This is a genomic window from Brevibacillus sp. FW301-21C12A (genome assembly GCF_058788915.1).
The window spans coordinates 91,852-105,348 of the sequence record NZ_JBYTBG010000015.1 but is presented as its reverse complement, the minus strand read 5'-3'; the positions used below and the strand labels follow the sequence as shown (position 1 = coordinate 105,348).

Below are 13,497 nucleotides of genomic sequence, written 5' to 3'. Positions count from 1 at the left end.
GTCTTAGGAGGGGCAATGAGATGCCCTCATCTTGAAGGCTGTTCAAAACAGAAATGGACTGCGAACGCTTAGTCATTGTGGAAGGCTTGCGGCTTTAGCCGTGGGAGTCTCAATTTGGCCTGGGAGCTGAGCTGGGCAAGACGTATCGCGCGGAAACATAGCCGCGACGCCTCGAAAACGCCAGTGTTTCTGGCGTTTTTTTGTTGCCGCAGCGATGAACTTTTTAACATGTTCCGCCTCGTTTTATTATAAGCTAACAGGAGGGACAATCTTGCCCCCTGTATCTGGATGATTGAAATGCGACAATACATACGACTCGTGGAGGAACTTTCATGGAACAGCTTTTGATGGGGAGTTTTCTGTCCGCGATGGCAACGGGGGTCGGGGCTCTGCCCATTCTGTTTTTTCGCACGGTCACGCACCGTTGGCGGGATATTCTTCTGGCCTTTACCGCTGGCATCATGGTGGCGGCAGCGACGTTCAGCCTGATTCCGCAGGCGATGTCCAACGCCCCGTTTATGATCGTCTGTCTGGGCGTGCTCACCGGGACGCTTTTTCTCACCGTTTTGGAGAGCGTGATTCCACATATTGATCTGGAGCACACGAGAGTCAACATCGCGATGGACTCGCAGGCGCTGTTGATCCTGATGGCGATTACCTTGCACAATATCCCGGAGGGGCTGTCGGTCGGGGTGAGCTATTCGAGCGAGCAGCCGGAGCTTGGCGGCCTCATCGCCTTTGCCATTGGCCTGCAAAACGCGCCGGAAGGGTTTCTGGTCGCGCTTTTTCTGATTAATCAAAAGGTCAGCCGGCTCAAAGCCTTTTTCCTGGCGACGATGACAGGAGCGGTGGAAATCGCGTCGGCGATCTGCGGCTACTACCTCACCGCCGTAGTCAAAGGGCTGGTGCCGTACGGCCTGGCGTTTGCAGCAGGCGCGATGCTGTTTATCGTCTACAAGGAGTTGATCCCGGAGAGCCACGGGGACGGCCATGCGCGCTCCGCGACTTTTTCGTTCATTTTGGGTCTGTTGGTCATGATCGGGCTGGTGCAGTTTTTCGGGTGAGCGGATTTTTTGCGAAAGAATGCGGAATTTGTGCAACTACCCCTCACAAAAGCGGCGAAAAAAACCGAAACCATAATATAGATAGATTTCGATTATGGTAATAGGGAGTGTCACGATGGAAAAGTCTACCTTGATAGGTATCGTACTAGGTATTGTTGCAGTAGTGGTCGGGATGATCTTGAAGCACGCGAGTCCCTCGGCCCTGCTGAATCCGGCAGCGTTCATGATTATCATCGTGGGTACGATCGCCGCCCTTTTCAACGCATTTCCCATGTCGGAAATCAAAAGGATTCCTGCCCTTTTCAAGGTTATTTTTAGCGAGCAAAAACTCCCTGCCAAAAGGGAATTGATCGGTCAGTTTATGAACTGGGCTTCCATCGCCCGTCGCGAAGGTTTGCTCGCGCTGGAAAACACGTCCGATGAGATCGAGGACCCTTTCCTGCGCAACGGCATGAAGATGATTATCGACGGGGGCGAGCCGGATTTCGTCCGCGACGTGCTCAATGAGGAAATTCACGCCATCGAGGAACGCCATCAGGCAGGTGCGCTTGTGTTCAGCCAGGCGGGTAGCTACGCTCCGACCCTCGGGGTACTCGGAGCGGTAGTCGGTCTGATTGCGGCGCTCGGCAACCTGAGCGATATCGACGCACTCGGCCTTTCCATTGCGGCCGCGTTCGTGGCGACCTTGCTCGGTATTTTCACCGGGTACGTGCTGTGGCACCCGTTTGCAACCAAGCTGAAACGAAAATCGAAACAGGAAATCGAGATCAAAAAGATCATGGTAGAAGGACTTCTTTCCATCCAGGCTGGCGTTTCTCCGGCAGCTATCGAGCAGAAGCTTCTGGTGTACATCCCGTACAACGAGCGTGCCGAGATGAAGGAAGAAATGAAGGAAGAGAAGAGGGAGGAAGGAGCTGCGGTAAATGGCTAAGCGACCGAAGAGACATGCTCAGCACGAAGAGCATATGGACGAGTCTTGGCTGATTCCGTACGCGGACTTGCTCACCCTCCTGCTCGCTTTGTTTATCGTATTGTTTGCCTCCAGCGAAATGGACGCCAAGAAGTTCGACCAGATGGTTCGCTCCTTTAACGTTGCGCTGAACGGCGGAGTGGGCGTGCTGGACCAGCCAAGCCCGATTCCGCTCGACCCGAACATGATGCAGCAAACGATACATAAAGGCGCTCAGGAAAGGCCGAAGACAGAAGAAGAGAAAAAGCTGGAGGAAGCCGTCCGCAAAGAGACAGAGGACTTGAAAAAGCTGCAAACACAGCTCGAAGGCTACATCCAGCAAAACAAGCTGCAGGACAAGCTCCAGACGAAGCTGACCGAAGAAGGGCTGCTGATTACGATTCTGGACAACGCCTTGTTCGACTCCGGCAGCGCCGTGCTGAAGCCGGAAGCGAGAAAGCTGGCAAGCGAAATGGCCGCGATGCTCGTTCCCCATCCGAAAAAGGTGACCGTGACCGGACATACGGACAACGTGCCGATTCATCGTGCTGAATTTCCGTCCAACTGGGATCTTTCCGCCAAGCGCTCCGTCAACTTTTTGAAAGTGCTTCTGGAAAACAAAAAACTGGACCCGACCAAATTCAGCGCGACTGGCATGGGCGAGTACCATCCGGTAGCCCCGAATACGACAGCGGAAGGCCGGGCGAAAAACAGACGGGTAGAGGTAGCGATTTTGCGCGACCTGGCCTCCCCGCCGAAAAACAGTGTCAATCCATAAGCAAAAAGGATAGCGCCCGATTCAGGTGCTATCCTTCGTTATTTTCGGGAGCTTTTGGACAATCGCAGCTTGCACTGGATGCCTGCGGTTCTCCCATGGCGAGCCTCAACTGCTCCATCCGTTTTTCTCCCCACTCATACATCAGCTCGATGATCGGCAAAAGCGTCATCCCTAGCTCCGTCATGGAGTATTCCACGCGTGGCGGAACTTCGGGATACACCTCGCGATGGACGATTCCGTCCTCGATCAGCTCCTTGAGCTGGTTCGTCAGCATTTTATGCGTGATTTTCGGAAACAGCCGCTGCAGTTCGCTGAAACGGTGCGGGCCTTCCACACCGAGGTGCCAGAGGATGACGACCTTCCACTTGCCGCTGAACATGGACAGCGTCAGCTCCTTGGAGCAAGTAAAATCGCCGTTGCGGATTTTTTCCATCGTTTCTTTTCTCAGGTCAGACATGGTTTTCTCCCTTTGCTTACGGTTTGTCCATAGGTACCCTTTTGGTAACTACCGCACAAAAAAGTGCATTCTTATGTTGCCAGGCGCACGCCTTTATAATAAGCGATGTGGAAAGCAAAGCAATCCTATCGTTTGGAAAAAAGGAGTGAAGCCATCATGGCCAAAAAAGTATTGATGCTGACAGGTGACGCCGTAGAGGCGCTGGAAGCTTATTATCCGTACTACCGCTGCCTGGAGGAAGGGTTCGACGTGACGATCGCTTCCCCTACCGATAAAAAAGTGCTCAACACCGTCGTGCACGATTTTGAAGACTGGCAGACCTTCACGGAAAAGCACGGCTACCAGATCGAAGCGCACGCCACTTTCGACGAGATCAATCCAGAGCAGTACGATGCGCTGATTATTCCAGGAGGACGTGCTCCTGAGCATATCCGCCTGCACAAAGATTTTGCCCGCATCGCCCGCCATTTCTTCCAACATGATAAACCAGTTATGATTTTGTGTCATGCGAGCGTGGCACTTACCGTCATCGCCGACGAGATCAAAGGCCGCGAGATGACTGCCTACTTCGCTTGCCGTCCAGAGGTGGAAGCAGCGGGAGCCAAGTACATCGAGACTCGCTTCCACGTAGACCGCAACCTGATTTCCGGGCACGCCTGGAACGACCTGCCGCAACTGATGAAAGAATTTGTGAAGCAAGTAAATGCCTAATTACAAGCCAAAAGCCGATTCGCCAATGGGGGCGCAATCGGCTTTTTTTATAGACATCAGGAATGGATAAGACTCTTGGGCAGCATTGCGAGACGGACTGTCAGCTTGGAAAACGGTTGATCGTAGCGGTAGTGGTGAGAGGAAACAGGAGAAAGCGCTACAGGTACTTGGGCCTCTGGCGGGGGAGCGAAGACTGTCCGCCTCCGGAGAAAAAGGAAAACCGCGTCAAAAGTAGAGGATTCAAAAGAAGTAGGTTCAGGTTGACGCTGAAAAGCGTGTTTTCCTTTTTCTCCTCCGGCTAGGTAGGAGTCCCAAAGACCTTCGCTTGCTTTCTCCTGTTTCCTCTACGAGCTGTTTCTGTCGTTCGGGGTTGATTTTGGGGTTGTTGTTAATCAGGAAGCCAAGAAGCGTAAGGCAAGGGAAAAATTTCAAAAAGCATTGTGTATGGTCAAACAGGTAGAATGATAGCTCTCAAGAAGGTCCACACGAATGCCCGCACTCCTTCTTTGAAATTCTTGTATGATGCTTTTTATCCTGCGTTTTCTTTCCCCCTCCGACCATCCCCTTGGCCCCTGACGAGGAAAGAGACGAAATCCGCGAAAGCTCTTTGGGCTCCCAACCGAGGCGGAGGGGAGAAAGCGAAACACGCTTTTAGCGTCCAACTCTGAGAGGCTACCTGAATCGACCACTTTTGGACGCGGTTTCGCTTTTTCCCCGGAGCCGGGCAGTCCTCCCCCCCAGCAGGGAGCCCAAGAAGCTACCGCGATTTCGTCTCTTTCCTCGCCACACCAAAAGTTCCGATGAAGGAGCTTTTCAAGCAAAAACGCCCCGACAGCCCCATGCCCACATCACCATGCTACTATGCTGCTATAGTTTCAACCCAAAAACGGATACGCTTCATCCACCTATATGGCCAACATAGCAGCCTTCGCCCCAAAGGAGAAAGCAAGACTTGTGCCCTTTGGGTACGAAGCCTCCGCCAAAGGCTTGGCGCAACCAAGTTTTTTACGCGAACGCAAACATTTTCCAGCCAATTGTGTTACAAAACGCCCGCTCCGTCGTCTAATAACTGTGAGATGTGTGTTTGACAGGCATCGCGATCAACCGGGAGGCGTTCAGAAATGTATAAAAAACTCATCGCGTTAGGGTCGGCACTGGCAATCGGGGTGACAGCCTATTCTGCAGCCTCGATTGCGCAGCAGCCAGCCAACGCCGCAGCAGCAGTGGAGAAACCGGCGGAAGCTGCGCAAAGCACGCTGGCCGAGCAGTTGAAAATGCTGGAGAGCGGGATCGTTCCCACTTCCCCGTACGAAACAGTCCAAACATGGGCGAAAGCGGTCAAAATGCGAAACGGCGCCCTGCAATACGCGCTGTTTACCGAACAGGCGCGCTTGGGGCTAAAGACACCAATGGAGAGCTTCCATTGGGTGACGGGGGCATCCAGCCCGTGGGTTGAGGGCTTTACGGTCACAAGCATAACAGAAGACAAAGCCGACAGCGGGCAAGCCCAGGCACAAGCGCAAACCAAAACGTTGAAATTCCAGGTCGATTTTGACCTGGTGACTTCCACAGGGAAGTTCGGCACAGACCGGGCCATCATCGGCGTGACGCAAAAAGGGGATCAATGGTTCATCGAAAGTGTCGCACCTGCATCGGAAAAGTCGGTAGGCATCTGGAATACGCCGGAATCGTTGAACGACCAAAACATCGAGAAAACATTCGAGACGATGAAAGCGTACGACAGCACGCTCGGCTACCGGATTCTTTTGCCGGAAAAAGCGATGAGCAAGCTGAAAATCGAGCAGTCCACCTGCGCGAACGAAGAAGGCAACCCGCCGTGCCTGAACTTTTTCTACAAGGATCCAGCAGCCAAAAAGGACGTGCTGCTCGCAACCGTTGTCCGTTTGAGCAAGGAGCAGGAAAAGCTGCCGTACTACCAGGAGCATCCTTTCCTCACCAAGCTCGGGGAGAACAAAGCGGGCGCATTTTACTCGCTCTATCCAAGCGAGCACCAGTATGCCGGAGCGGAAGATTCCGAGCAAGGCCGCGAATGGATGCAACTGCTTGAACTCTTGCAACAGCGAATCGGCAAATCCATCCAGCCGTAAATCGCCGCGCTTCTCGGGCCTTTTCCCGTCGCCTCTGCTACTCAAGAGCCACCTGTGCCAATCGCAGGTGGCTCTTGACATTTTCGCGGAAAAAGGGGATAATAAAGTCAATAACAAAGTAAACAACTCGGAATACTATAAATAAAAGAGGTGAGTTCTTTGGAACGGACATTACATATTCCAAGCGATACAGTTACGTTGGTGGCAACGTTGCATGAGCCAGAGCAGGAAAACGGCAGAACGGTCGCAAAATACCCATTGGTTGTGATCTGCCACGGCTTTATCGGCAGTCGGATTGGCGTCAACCGCTTGTTTGTAAAGGCCGCCAGAGAACTCGCCGCGCACGGGTTTGGCGTATTGCGCTTCGACTACGGCGGCTGCGGGGAAAGCGACGGCGACTACGGGGCTGGCGGGCTGGATGTGCTTTTGAAGCAGACGCGCGACGTGCTCGATTACGCTGCAGGGCTGGAGCATGTCGACCAGGAGCGGATTACGCTGCTTGGGCACAGCCTTGGCGGAGCCGTTTCCGTCCTGACGGCAAGCCAGGACAAGCGGATTCACTCGCTCGCGCTGTGGGCTCCGGTAGCGCAGCCGTTTGACGACATTGTGCGGATTGTCGGGGAAAACGAGTACCAGGACGCGCTTGCATTAGGGACAACGGATCACAACGGCTATTTGCTCTCCGGGCGGTTTTTCCAATCGTTGAACGGAGCCCAGCCGCTGCGCCACGCCAAGCAGTTTGAGGGGGATGTCCTCATTTTGCACGGCAATCGCGACGATGTGATTCCTGTCGATGCGATGTTCCATTATGAGCGGGAGCTGCGTTTGCGCAGACGAGGCGCGTGCGAAACCGAAGTGATTGTAGGCGGGGACCACACGTTTTCATCTGCGGACAGCTACAGCAAGCTGATCGGCAACACCGTAAGCTGGCTGGGACGGCTGTGGGCGGAAAAAACAGTGGCAGTATAAAAAAGAAAGGGATGCCCTGACAAGCGGGCTATCCCTTTTTGCGTTTGATTTCTGCCAAAAGACCGCGGCAGCCAGCTTCCACCAGGTCGTAGACGTAGGAAAAGCGCCCTGTGTAGTACGGGTCTTCCACGTTTTGCTCCTGGACGGCGTGGGCAAAATCGAGCAGGCGGTACACTTTTTTGCCTGCGGGAGCCATTTTCATGAGCGCGGCCAAATTTTCGTCGTCCATGCATACGACGTAGTCGTACTCGGTAAAATCGTTGCGGGTAATCTGGCGGGCGCGCAGCGTGTCGCAGGCGATGCCTTTTTCGGTCAAAACTTTTTGCGTGCCTTTGTGCGGCGGCTCACCCGCGTGCCAGCCGCCAATTCCCGCCGAATCGATGGAAATGTCCCCGGCCAAGCCTTCCTGCTCCGCGAGATGGCGAAAAACGGCTTCCGCCATGGGGGAGCGGCAAATATTGCCGAGGCAGACAAACAGTACGCTTGTCATCGGTTTTCTCCTCCTCACTGTTTTGATCGGTTTGGGACGATCTTTCTATTTAGCTAGAATAGCACAAGAAGCTGTTTTTGAAAAAAACTGCCCGACGGCTAAAAAGCAGGCTGGTTTTCCGCGCCCGTACGTGTCCTGCTCGCAGTTCTTGCAAAAATCGCCTTGCTTTTGCTACAATAAGAGCCAGTTACCCCATGTTCGAATTGCATACGATACGTTTTCTAGGGTTCCGCGGTCAGGAGGCTGGCCGGACTGGACCGAGAGAAAACGCACGGCTGCGGCCGTGTACACGGAGGGATAAAAGCCCGGGAGAATATCTGAGACGGTATTCGCCCGCGGCTTTTTTTGCTTGTGTGAAAAAGGTGCTCCGGATGAGCCTGCGCGCAAGCTGCGCTTGGGGAACGATAGACAAAAGGAGGGATTGTGGTGGGAAAGAACTGGCTTTTGGTTGTGGCCGCTGCAATGTTTGAGGTGATGTGGGTAGCGGGCTTGAAGCACGCCGACAGTTTTTGGGAGTGGCTGCTGACCGTTGTCGCGATTCTGGTCAGCTTCGCGGTATTGATCTATTCGGGCAAGCGGCTGCCGACGAGCACGGTGTACGCCGTCTTTGTCGGACTGGGAACAGCGGGTACGGTGATCGTCGAGATGGCAGTTTTTCAGGAGCCGTTCAGTTGGGCCAAGGTAGGGCTGATCGCTCTGCTGCTCGTCGGCATTATCGGGTTGAAGCTGGTCACGCATGAGCATGAGGGAGATGCGCACAAGGAGGGGGAAGTCGCATGACATGGGTGTCCCTGATTTTGGCCGGACTGTTTGAGGTAGTCGGTGTCATGGGGATTTCGCAGGTGAATCAGAAGCCGTCCCTGCGCTCCTGGGCGGTGCTGCTCGGCGGATTTTCGCTCAGCTTTCTCTTGCTGTCTGTGGCGATGCGCGAGATTCCGATGGGGACGGCGTATGCGGTCTGGACGGGCATCGGCACGGTGGGAAGCGCCCTCGTAGGCATGCTGTTTTACGGAGAACCAAAAGACGGGCTGCGGCTGTTGTTCATCGGGCTGGTCATCGTGTCGGTGGCAGGTTTGAAGCTGCTGGCGTAAAGGCACGGCTGCTATCGAAACAGATGGCTCCTGGAGAGCTGCTGCCCGGAAGCGGCGCCGCACTGTTGATTCGGCCAACGGCGCTTGTTTTCATTTTTTTCCTTTTTTTGAAAAGGGACGATGGTTCTTCGTGGGGAATAGTAAACAAGAACAGGATTTTTTTCGAGGGGGATACATGGCAGCATGGGCTCTTTTTGGGCAACGTTAAAAAAAGGAAACACATCTTCGGCTACGGCCGCCTTGGGCAATATGGGCCTGGCGATTGTCAAAGGGGTCGCCGCTGCGTACAGCGGCAGCGGGGCCATGTTTGCGTCGGCGATGCACTCGATTGCCGATGCGGTGAACCAGGGCTTCGTCTTTTTCGGCAGCGTGCTGGCGGAGAAAAAGCCGACGCCGCGGTTTCCGACCGGATTTGGCCGCGTTATCAACCTGTTTTGCATGATCGCGGTCATCGTCGTGACGATCATGGCGTACGAAACGATCATGGAAGGCTTCCATCTGCTCAAGGAGCCTGCGCATTCCAGTCACTTCTGGCTTAATTTTATCATTTTGTTCCTGGCGATTGTCGTCGACGGCTACGTGCTGGTCAAAGCGATGAAAGAGATCGTCCACGAAACCCGTGTCGACGCGAAGGGCTGGGCGATCGTCCCCGCTGCTTTTCGCCATGTGGGACGGGCGGCGCCGCCGACGCGCCTCGTCTTTTACGAGGACATCGTGGCTACGACAGGCGCGCTATTGGCCTTGATCGCGGTCATTGTCACGCAGTTTACGACATTTGCCCTCCTGGACGGCATCGCGACGATCCTGATTGGCATTTTGATGGTCGGCGTAGCGTTCAAGGTCGGGTACGACAACATGGTCGGACTGATCGGGGTAGCGGCTCCGAAAGAAGTGGAGGACCGGGTTGCCGCGATCATTTTTGCCGATCCGGATGTGGTCGATATCAACCGGCTGCGGATCGTCCAGGAAGGGCGGTTTTACCATGTGGAGTGCTACGTGGAGCTGCGGACGGGCCTGACGCTGGCGGTAGCGGACGACATCAAATACCGCATCAGGGACAGCCTGCTGACCGATCCGGACATCAGCGACGTGACGATGGGCATTCTGGAGGACAACGGCGTAAGCGACTGGGAGCGGCCGAACATCCTCGAAACAACCTGACCCCGGCGAATTAACAGGAAAAAAGCCCCTCACCTTATGCTGCAAGGTGAGGGGCTTTCGCTATTGATTGCGATGCGCAGGCGATCAGGAGACGGTCAAAAGCTCTTCCGGCTGCTGTGCTTCATCGCTTTTGATCGGCGTAATCAGCACGCGCGTGACGCGGTGATTATCCATCTGCTTGACGGTGAACAAATGGCCTTCCCATTCTACCGTAGCGCCCACCGCGATATCTTCTTCCAGTTGGCTGTACAGCCAGCCGCCGATCGTGTCCACGTCTTCCGATTCCAGTTCGAACGGAAGGTGGTCGTTCAAGTCAGCGAGCGTCAGCATGCCGGATACGGAGAGGCCGTTTTCCAGCTTTTCGATCTCCGGTCTTTCCTCGTCGAACTCGTCCTGGATATCGCCGACGATTTCTTCCAAAATATCCTCCATGGTCACCAGTCCGGCTGTACCGCCGTACTCGTCGATGACAATCGCGAGCTGCGAGCGTTTTTTCTGCATCAGGCGCAGGACCGTACTGATTTCCATCGTTTCCGGAACAGTCAGAACCGGGCGGAGCAGCGAATCCAGCTCGACATGCCCGTCTTGCAGGGCCGCGAGGTAAAAGTCGGTCGCGTGGACAAAGCCGATGATATTGTCTTTGTCATCATCCGCTACAGGGAAACGGGTGTGTCGCTGGGTGCGGATGATCTCCAGGTTTTCTTCAAAGGTGTTCGTGCTATATAAGCAAACCATGTCGATGCGCGGGATCATCGTCTCCCGGGCAAGGGTTTCGGAAAAGTCGAAAACGTGTTCCACCAGCGCCAGCTCGGTTTGGTCGATATGGCCGCTTTGGTGGCTCTGGTTGACGAGAATGCGAATTTCTTCTTCCGTGTGAGCCGCTTCATGCTCCGAAATAGCTTCGAGGCCAAAGCGTTTCATCAGGGCGTTGGCTGTTCCGTTCAAAAACCAGATCGCCGGGTAAAGCAATTTATAGAAAAACATCAATGGCGCGGCAACCCACAGCGAAGTCACTTCTGCTTTTTGAATGGCCAATGATTTCGGCGCCAGTTCACCCAGGACAATGTGCAGGAAGGTAATGATCGCAAACGCTATCCCAAAAGAGATCGCAGAAATCAGATAGTCAGGCATCCCTGTTGAACCGAGCAGCGGTTCGACAATCATGTGGGCGATAGCCGGTTCCCCGACCCACCCCAGTCCGAGCGAGGCGAGAGTGATCCCGACCTGACAAGCAGACAGGTAGCCATCCAGCTTTTGCGTTACTTTTTGGGCGTAAACAGCGCGTTTGTTTCCTTCATTCACCATTTGCGTCAGGCGCGTTTGCCGCACCTTGACGAGAGCGAACTCAGCGGCGACGAAAAAGCCGTTGAGAAAAACAAGAAATATGACAAGCAGCAGGTTGAGCACTATCGGGACGGTGTCCAAGTAAAAAGTCATCCTCTCTGGAATATTATGAATGTACGCTTCTATTTTACTCTGTTTGGCGACAACTCTCAAAAGCGATAAATCACCGTAGCAGCCGTTTCTGCCCCCTTGCTGGGGAAGAGCGACCTTCAGGTATCCATAGCGCACGATTTTGCGCCCACAGAAGGCCGCAGAAGGTCACAGATGGTCAAACTGTCCGCTCCAGGCAGGCGGGACCGAGGCGAAAAAGCCCGCGCTACCTGTGCAAAATCTGCTGTCCGTAGACGAAGAAGGCCGACAGGACAGCGGCCAGGCCGAGGTAGGCAGCCAGCACTTTCCACTTGGTTGCCGCCGGTGCTACATAGTACGTCGTCAGCCGATGCATTTGCTCTTCGATTTCCGTCAGCCGCTGACGAGCCATTTGCTCTGCTTCGCGCAGCAATTCGGAAGGGGCAGGGCGCAGCGGGTCCGAGTCGATGAAGAGAATCGGCTCGCGCTCCCATTGCTTGAACAGTTCCCATTTTCTGTTCATGTACACCTTGTCCAGCCGTTTCCGGTCGCGGATGAGGCGTTTTTCGTCCTGGAGAAAAGGGACGAGGAAGCCTTTGTCCGGCTCTGCCTGGTTGAGCGCGGTGACCTCTTCGTTCAGGCGAACGCGCGTGTCCCAGGTCGTTTCCAGCTCGGGCCATTGGGCGATGCTCTGCAAAAAGTCGGCGATTTTGTCCCGCTCGTACTGGAGCACCTGGTGCTGGTAGCTTTCCCGCAGCCGACTCCACCACGTAATCAGGCCGATGATGAAGATGAGCACCATGATAGGCCCCGGATTGGCAAACAGCATGATCCCCAGTCCGACCAGCCCGAAGAACCAGATTTTTGTGGACAGCACAGAGACGATCCGCCCGCCATCGAGCGGAGAGACAGGCAGCAAATTGAACAGGTTGAGCAGGGCGCCGAGGTAAATGACCAATGCCCAGAACGGGTCCTGCGTCCACCAGTACAGCGGCAGGGCAGGCAAAAAGGCAATCATGCCGGCAAGCGGTCCGCCGTAAGCGAGATAGGCCTCTGTTTTGGCATCGCGCGGCATGTCTTTCATGGATATAAAAGCACCCGCAAACGGGATGAAGACGGCTGGCGAAGTCGCGATGCCTTTTCGTTTGGCAGCGATGACGTGCCCCATTTCATGGACGAAGATCAGGTAGACGAGCGCCACGGCGAACTTCCAGCCGTAAAACATGGCGTACGCCCACAGGCTGATGACCATTGACAACAAGGTCGTGCCGAATTTGGAAAACTTCAGGATGCCGATTAACCATTTGAAATTGGCCAGCAAAAAAGCACCGATGGCCAAGAGGACCGAACGACTTTTTTTCATCAAAAGCTCCTCCCATACGTCATGGCAGTCTTTCTTTCATACGGACGACGCCCGGGAAAGTTTCTACTGGCCTTCCAGGCGCGGATTCGCGAAGCGAAAGCCGTACTCTCCGTATGTAGGATCAAAGCCGAGCTGTCCGCCGTCGAAAAACCAGAAATCGGTCGGCCGGATCACAAAGCGCAAGCCTTCCACTTCGAAAACGGCGTCACCAGGCATGGCCTCGTCTTTTTCAATCGCATAAAACAGTCCGCCCGTTCCGGGTCCGCTTGTCCGTACGTACAGCCGCAGCGTATCGCCCGGTCGAAATTCCGCATAGCGCTGGTAGGCGAGAGAGAATGCGGGCTCTATTGCAAGTGTGATGCTCATGGGCAAGCTCCTTTCCATCGTTTCAAGCCCATTGTAGCACACAAACCAAAAACGCCCATTCGGTTGGCCTGTCTTTTCCGAATGGGCGGTCTTTTTTACGGACAGCGGTTAATCCTTGCCTTTGCTGACGTCTTTCGTCGGATGCATGAAGCGGGCATTGCCTATGGGTCTGTCCTCCAAAAGCTCCTTGTTTTCGTAGGAGTTCCAGCCGATGTCGTTGGTCGGGTGCACCCATTGGTCGCCTGCCATGATCGAAGGGTCGGTGTCAGTGCTCCAGTTGTTCAACGGGGATTCTTTGGATTCGTACTGGCTGTCTCCGATCACCACACCAAACTCGTTGACAAAAGGTCGCTGGATCGTGCGGGACGATTTTTTGAAGTCAGGCGCGCTGATCTGATGCGGCAAGGTTCCATCGAGGGAAATATCCTTCGTCTTCTCGTTGTTTTTCTGGTCGTTGTCCATTCGTTGGACCTCCTTTATCCACACAGCCGTATGTTTGCCAGCGAGGCATGCTCGCTTTTAGCATGCATCAGTCGCATTTCCCTTATACGGCGAGCAGCGCGCAAGCATGGCCGCG

Annotated in this window: 15 protein-coding genes and 1 riboswitch; of the genes, 9 read left to right on the top strand and 6 right to left on the bottom strand. The window is 54.5% G+C overall.

Features of this window, described 5'->3' with window-relative positions:
• The first annotated feature begins 332 nt into the window (after positions 1-332).
• The 3 genes from AC3WQH_RS12180 (at position 333) to motB (ending at position 2,791) form a co-directional block, all read left to right on the top strand.
• Positions 333-1,064: a ZIP family metal transporter gene (locus AC3WQH_RS12180; protein ID WP_005829932.1), complete on the top strand. Its 732-nt coding sequence runs from the start codon at positions 333-335 to the stop codon at positions 1,062-1,064.
• A gap of 115 nt (positions 1,065-1,179) precedes the next feature.
• A complete protein-coding gene (motA, locus tag AC3WQH_RS12175; protein ID WP_007783444.1) occupies positions 1,180-1,995 on the top strand; it encodes a flagellar motor stator protein MotA in 816 nt (271 codons plus the stop codon).
• Complete coding sequence (motB, locus tag AC3WQH_RS12170) at positions 1,988-2,791, top strand: flagellar motor protein MotB (RefSeq protein ID WP_005829936.1); 804 nt, start codon at positions 1,988-1,990, stop codon at positions 2,789-2,791. The genes motA and motB overlap by 8 nt, the downstream gene beginning before the upstream one ends.
• Before the next feature lie 28 nt (positions 2,792-2,819).
• Here motB and AC3WQH_RS12165 read toward each other — a convergent pair whose 3' ends face one another.
• Entirely contained in the window at positions 2,820-3,248 is a 429-nt protein-coding gene (locus AC3WQH_RS12165) for a winged helix-turn-helix transcriptional regulator (protein ID WP_005829938.1), read from the bottom strand.
• Between the two features lie 156 nt (positions 3,249-3,404).
• Here AC3WQH_RS12165 and AC3WQH_RS12160 point away from each other — a divergent pair, with 156 nt between their 5' ends.
• The 3 genes from AC3WQH_RS12160 (at position 3,405) to AC3WQH_RS12150 (ending at position 7,036) form a co-directional block, all read left to right on the top strand.
• The gene (locus tag AC3WQH_RS12160; RefSeq protein WP_025845385.1) at positions 3,405-3,959 is read left to right on the top strand and encodes a DJ-1/PfpI family protein; all 555 of its coding nucleotides are present in this window, start codon (positions 3,405-3,407) and stop codon (positions 3,957-3,959) included.
• Between the two features lie 1,121 nt (positions 3,960-5,080).
• A complete protein-coding gene (locus AC3WQH_RS12155; protein WP_197187266.1) occupies positions 5,081-6,067 on the top strand; it encodes a hypothetical protein in 987 nt (328 codons plus the stop codon).
• A gap of 159 nt (positions 6,068-6,226) precedes the next feature.
• Positions 6,227-7,036, top strand: a complete 810-nt coding sequence (locus AC3WQH_RS12150; protein ID WP_005829944.1) for an alpha/beta hydrolase — start codon at positions 6,227-6,229, stop codon at positions 7,034-7,036.
• Positions 7,037-7,064: 28 nt separating this feature from the next.
• Here AC3WQH_RS12150 and AC3WQH_RS12145 read toward each other — a convergent pair whose 3' ends face one another.
• A complete protein-coding gene (locus AC3WQH_RS12145; protein ID WP_007783436.1) occupies positions 7,065-7,526 on the bottom strand; it encodes a low molecular weight protein-tyrosine-phosphatase in 462 nt (153 codons plus the stop codon).
• Positions 7,527-7,736: 210 nt separating this feature from the next.
• A riboswitch (guanidine-I (ykkC/yxkD leader) is annotated at positions 7,737-7,840 on the top strand.
• A gap of 112 nt (positions 7,841-7,952) precedes the next feature.
• Between AC3WQH_RS12145 and AC3WQH_RS12140 the strand changes: the two genes are divergently transcribed.
• The 3 genes from AC3WQH_RS12140 (at position 7,953) to AC3WQH_RS12130 (ending at position 9,778) form a co-directional block, all read left to right on the top strand.
• Complete coding sequence (locus AC3WQH_RS12140; RefSeq protein WP_005829948.1) at positions 7,953-8,306, top strand: DMT family transporter; 354 nt, start codon at positions 7,953-7,955, stop codon at positions 8,304-8,306.
• Positions 8,303-8,617, top strand: a complete 315-nt coding sequence (locus tag AC3WQH_RS12135; protein ID WP_005829950.1) for a DMT family transporter — start codon at positions 8,303-8,305, stop codon at positions 8,615-8,617. The genes AC3WQH_RS12140 and AC3WQH_RS12135 overlap by 4 nt, the downstream gene beginning before the upstream one ends.
• Before the next feature lie 183 nt (positions 8,618-8,800).
• On the top strand, positions 8,801-9,778 hold the full coding sequence (locus tag AC3WQH_RS12130) for a cation diffusion facilitator family transporter (RefSeq protein ID WP_005829952.1): 978 nt from the start codon (positions 8,801-8,803) through the stop codon (positions 9,776-9,778).
• Between the two features lie 84 nt (positions 9,779-9,862).
• Here AC3WQH_RS12130 and AC3WQH_RS12125 read toward each other — a convergent pair whose 3' ends face one another.
• The 4 genes from AC3WQH_RS12125 to AC3WQH_RS12110 all read right to left on the bottom strand — a co-directional run bounded on the left by AC3WQH_RS12125 (position 9,863) and on the right by AC3WQH_RS12110 (position 13,382).
• Entirely contained in the window at positions 9,863-11,203 is a 1,341-nt protein-coding gene (locus AC3WQH_RS12125; protein WP_005829954.1) for a hemolysin family protein, read from the bottom strand.
• Between the two features lie 235 nt (positions 11,204-11,438).
• Complete coding sequence (locus AC3WQH_RS12120; RefSeq protein WP_197187269.1) at positions 11,439-12,554, bottom strand: site-2 protease family protein; 1,116 nt, start codon at positions 12,552-12,554, stop codon at positions 11,439-11,441.
• A gap of 63 nt (positions 12,555-12,617) precedes the next feature.
• Positions 12,618-12,920 carry an iron-sulfur cluster biosynthesis family protein gene (locus AC3WQH_RS12115; RefSeq protein WP_005829958.1) on the bottom strand — a complete coding sequence of 101 codons (303 nt, stop codon included), beginning with the start codon at positions 12,918-12,920 and terminating at the stop codon, positions 12,618-12,620.
• Positions 12,921-13,028: 108 nt separating this feature from the next.
• Entirely contained in the window at positions 13,029-13,382 is a 354-nt protein-coding gene (locus AC3WQH_RS12110) for a DUF3905 domain-containing protein (RefSeq protein ID WP_005829960.1), read from the bottom strand.
• Positions 13,383-13,497: the final 115 nt, after the last annotated feature.

What these genes read in the sequence shown, in the direction of transcription:
- AC3WQH_RS12145 (WP_007783436.1), bottom strand. Translation starts at nt 7,526, where the DNA reads ATGACAAGCGTACTGTTTGTCTGCCTCGGCAATATTTGCCGCTCCCCC.
- AC3WQH_RS12155 (WP_197187266.1), top strand. Translation starts at nt 5,081, where the DNA reads ATGTATAAAAAACTCATCGCGTTAGGGTCGGCACTGGCAATCGGGGTG.
- motB (WP_005829936.1), top strand. Translation starts at nt 1,988, where the DNA reads ATGGCTAAGCGACCGAAGAGACATGCTCAGCACGAAGAGCATATGGAC.
- AC3WQH_RS12180 (WP_005829932.1), top strand. Translation starts at nt 333, where the DNA reads ATGGAACAGCTTTTGATGGGGAGTTTTCTGTCCGCGATGGCAACGGGG.
- AC3WQH_RS12165 (WP_005829938.1), bottom strand. Translation starts at nt 3,248, where the DNA reads ATGTCTGACCTGAGAAAAGAAACGATGGAAAAAATCCGCAACGGCGAT.
- AC3WQH_RS12130 (WP_005829952.1), top strand. Translation starts at nt 8,801, where the DNA reads ATGGGCTCTTTTTGGGCAACGTTAAAAAAAGGAAACACATCTTCGGCT.
- AC3WQH_RS12115 (WP_005829958.1), bottom strand. Translation starts at nt 12,920, where the DNA reads ATGAGCATCACACTTGCAATAGAGCCCGCATTCTCTCTCGCCTACCAG.
- AC3WQH_RS12160 (WP_025845385.1), top strand. Translation starts at nt 3,405, where the DNA reads ATGGCCAAAAAAGTATTGATGCTGACAGGTGACGCCGTAGAGGCGCTG.
- AC3WQH_RS12135 (WP_005829950.1), top strand. Translation starts at nt 8,303, where the DNA reads ATGACATGGGTGTCCCTGATTTTGGCCGGACTGTTTGAGGTAGTCGGT.
- motA (WP_007783444.1), top strand. Translation starts at nt 1,180, where the DNA reads ATGGAAAAGTCTACCTTGATAGGTATCGTACTAGGTATTGTTGCAGTA.
- AC3WQH_RS12110 (WP_005829960.1), bottom strand. Translation starts at nt 13,382, where the DNA reads ATGGACAACGACCAGAAAAACAACGAGAAGACGAAGGATATTTCCCTC.
- AC3WQH_RS12120 (WP_197187269.1), bottom strand. Translation starts at nt 12,554, where the DNA reads ATGAAAAAAAGTCGTTCGGTCCTCTTGGCCATCGGTGCTTTTTTGCTG.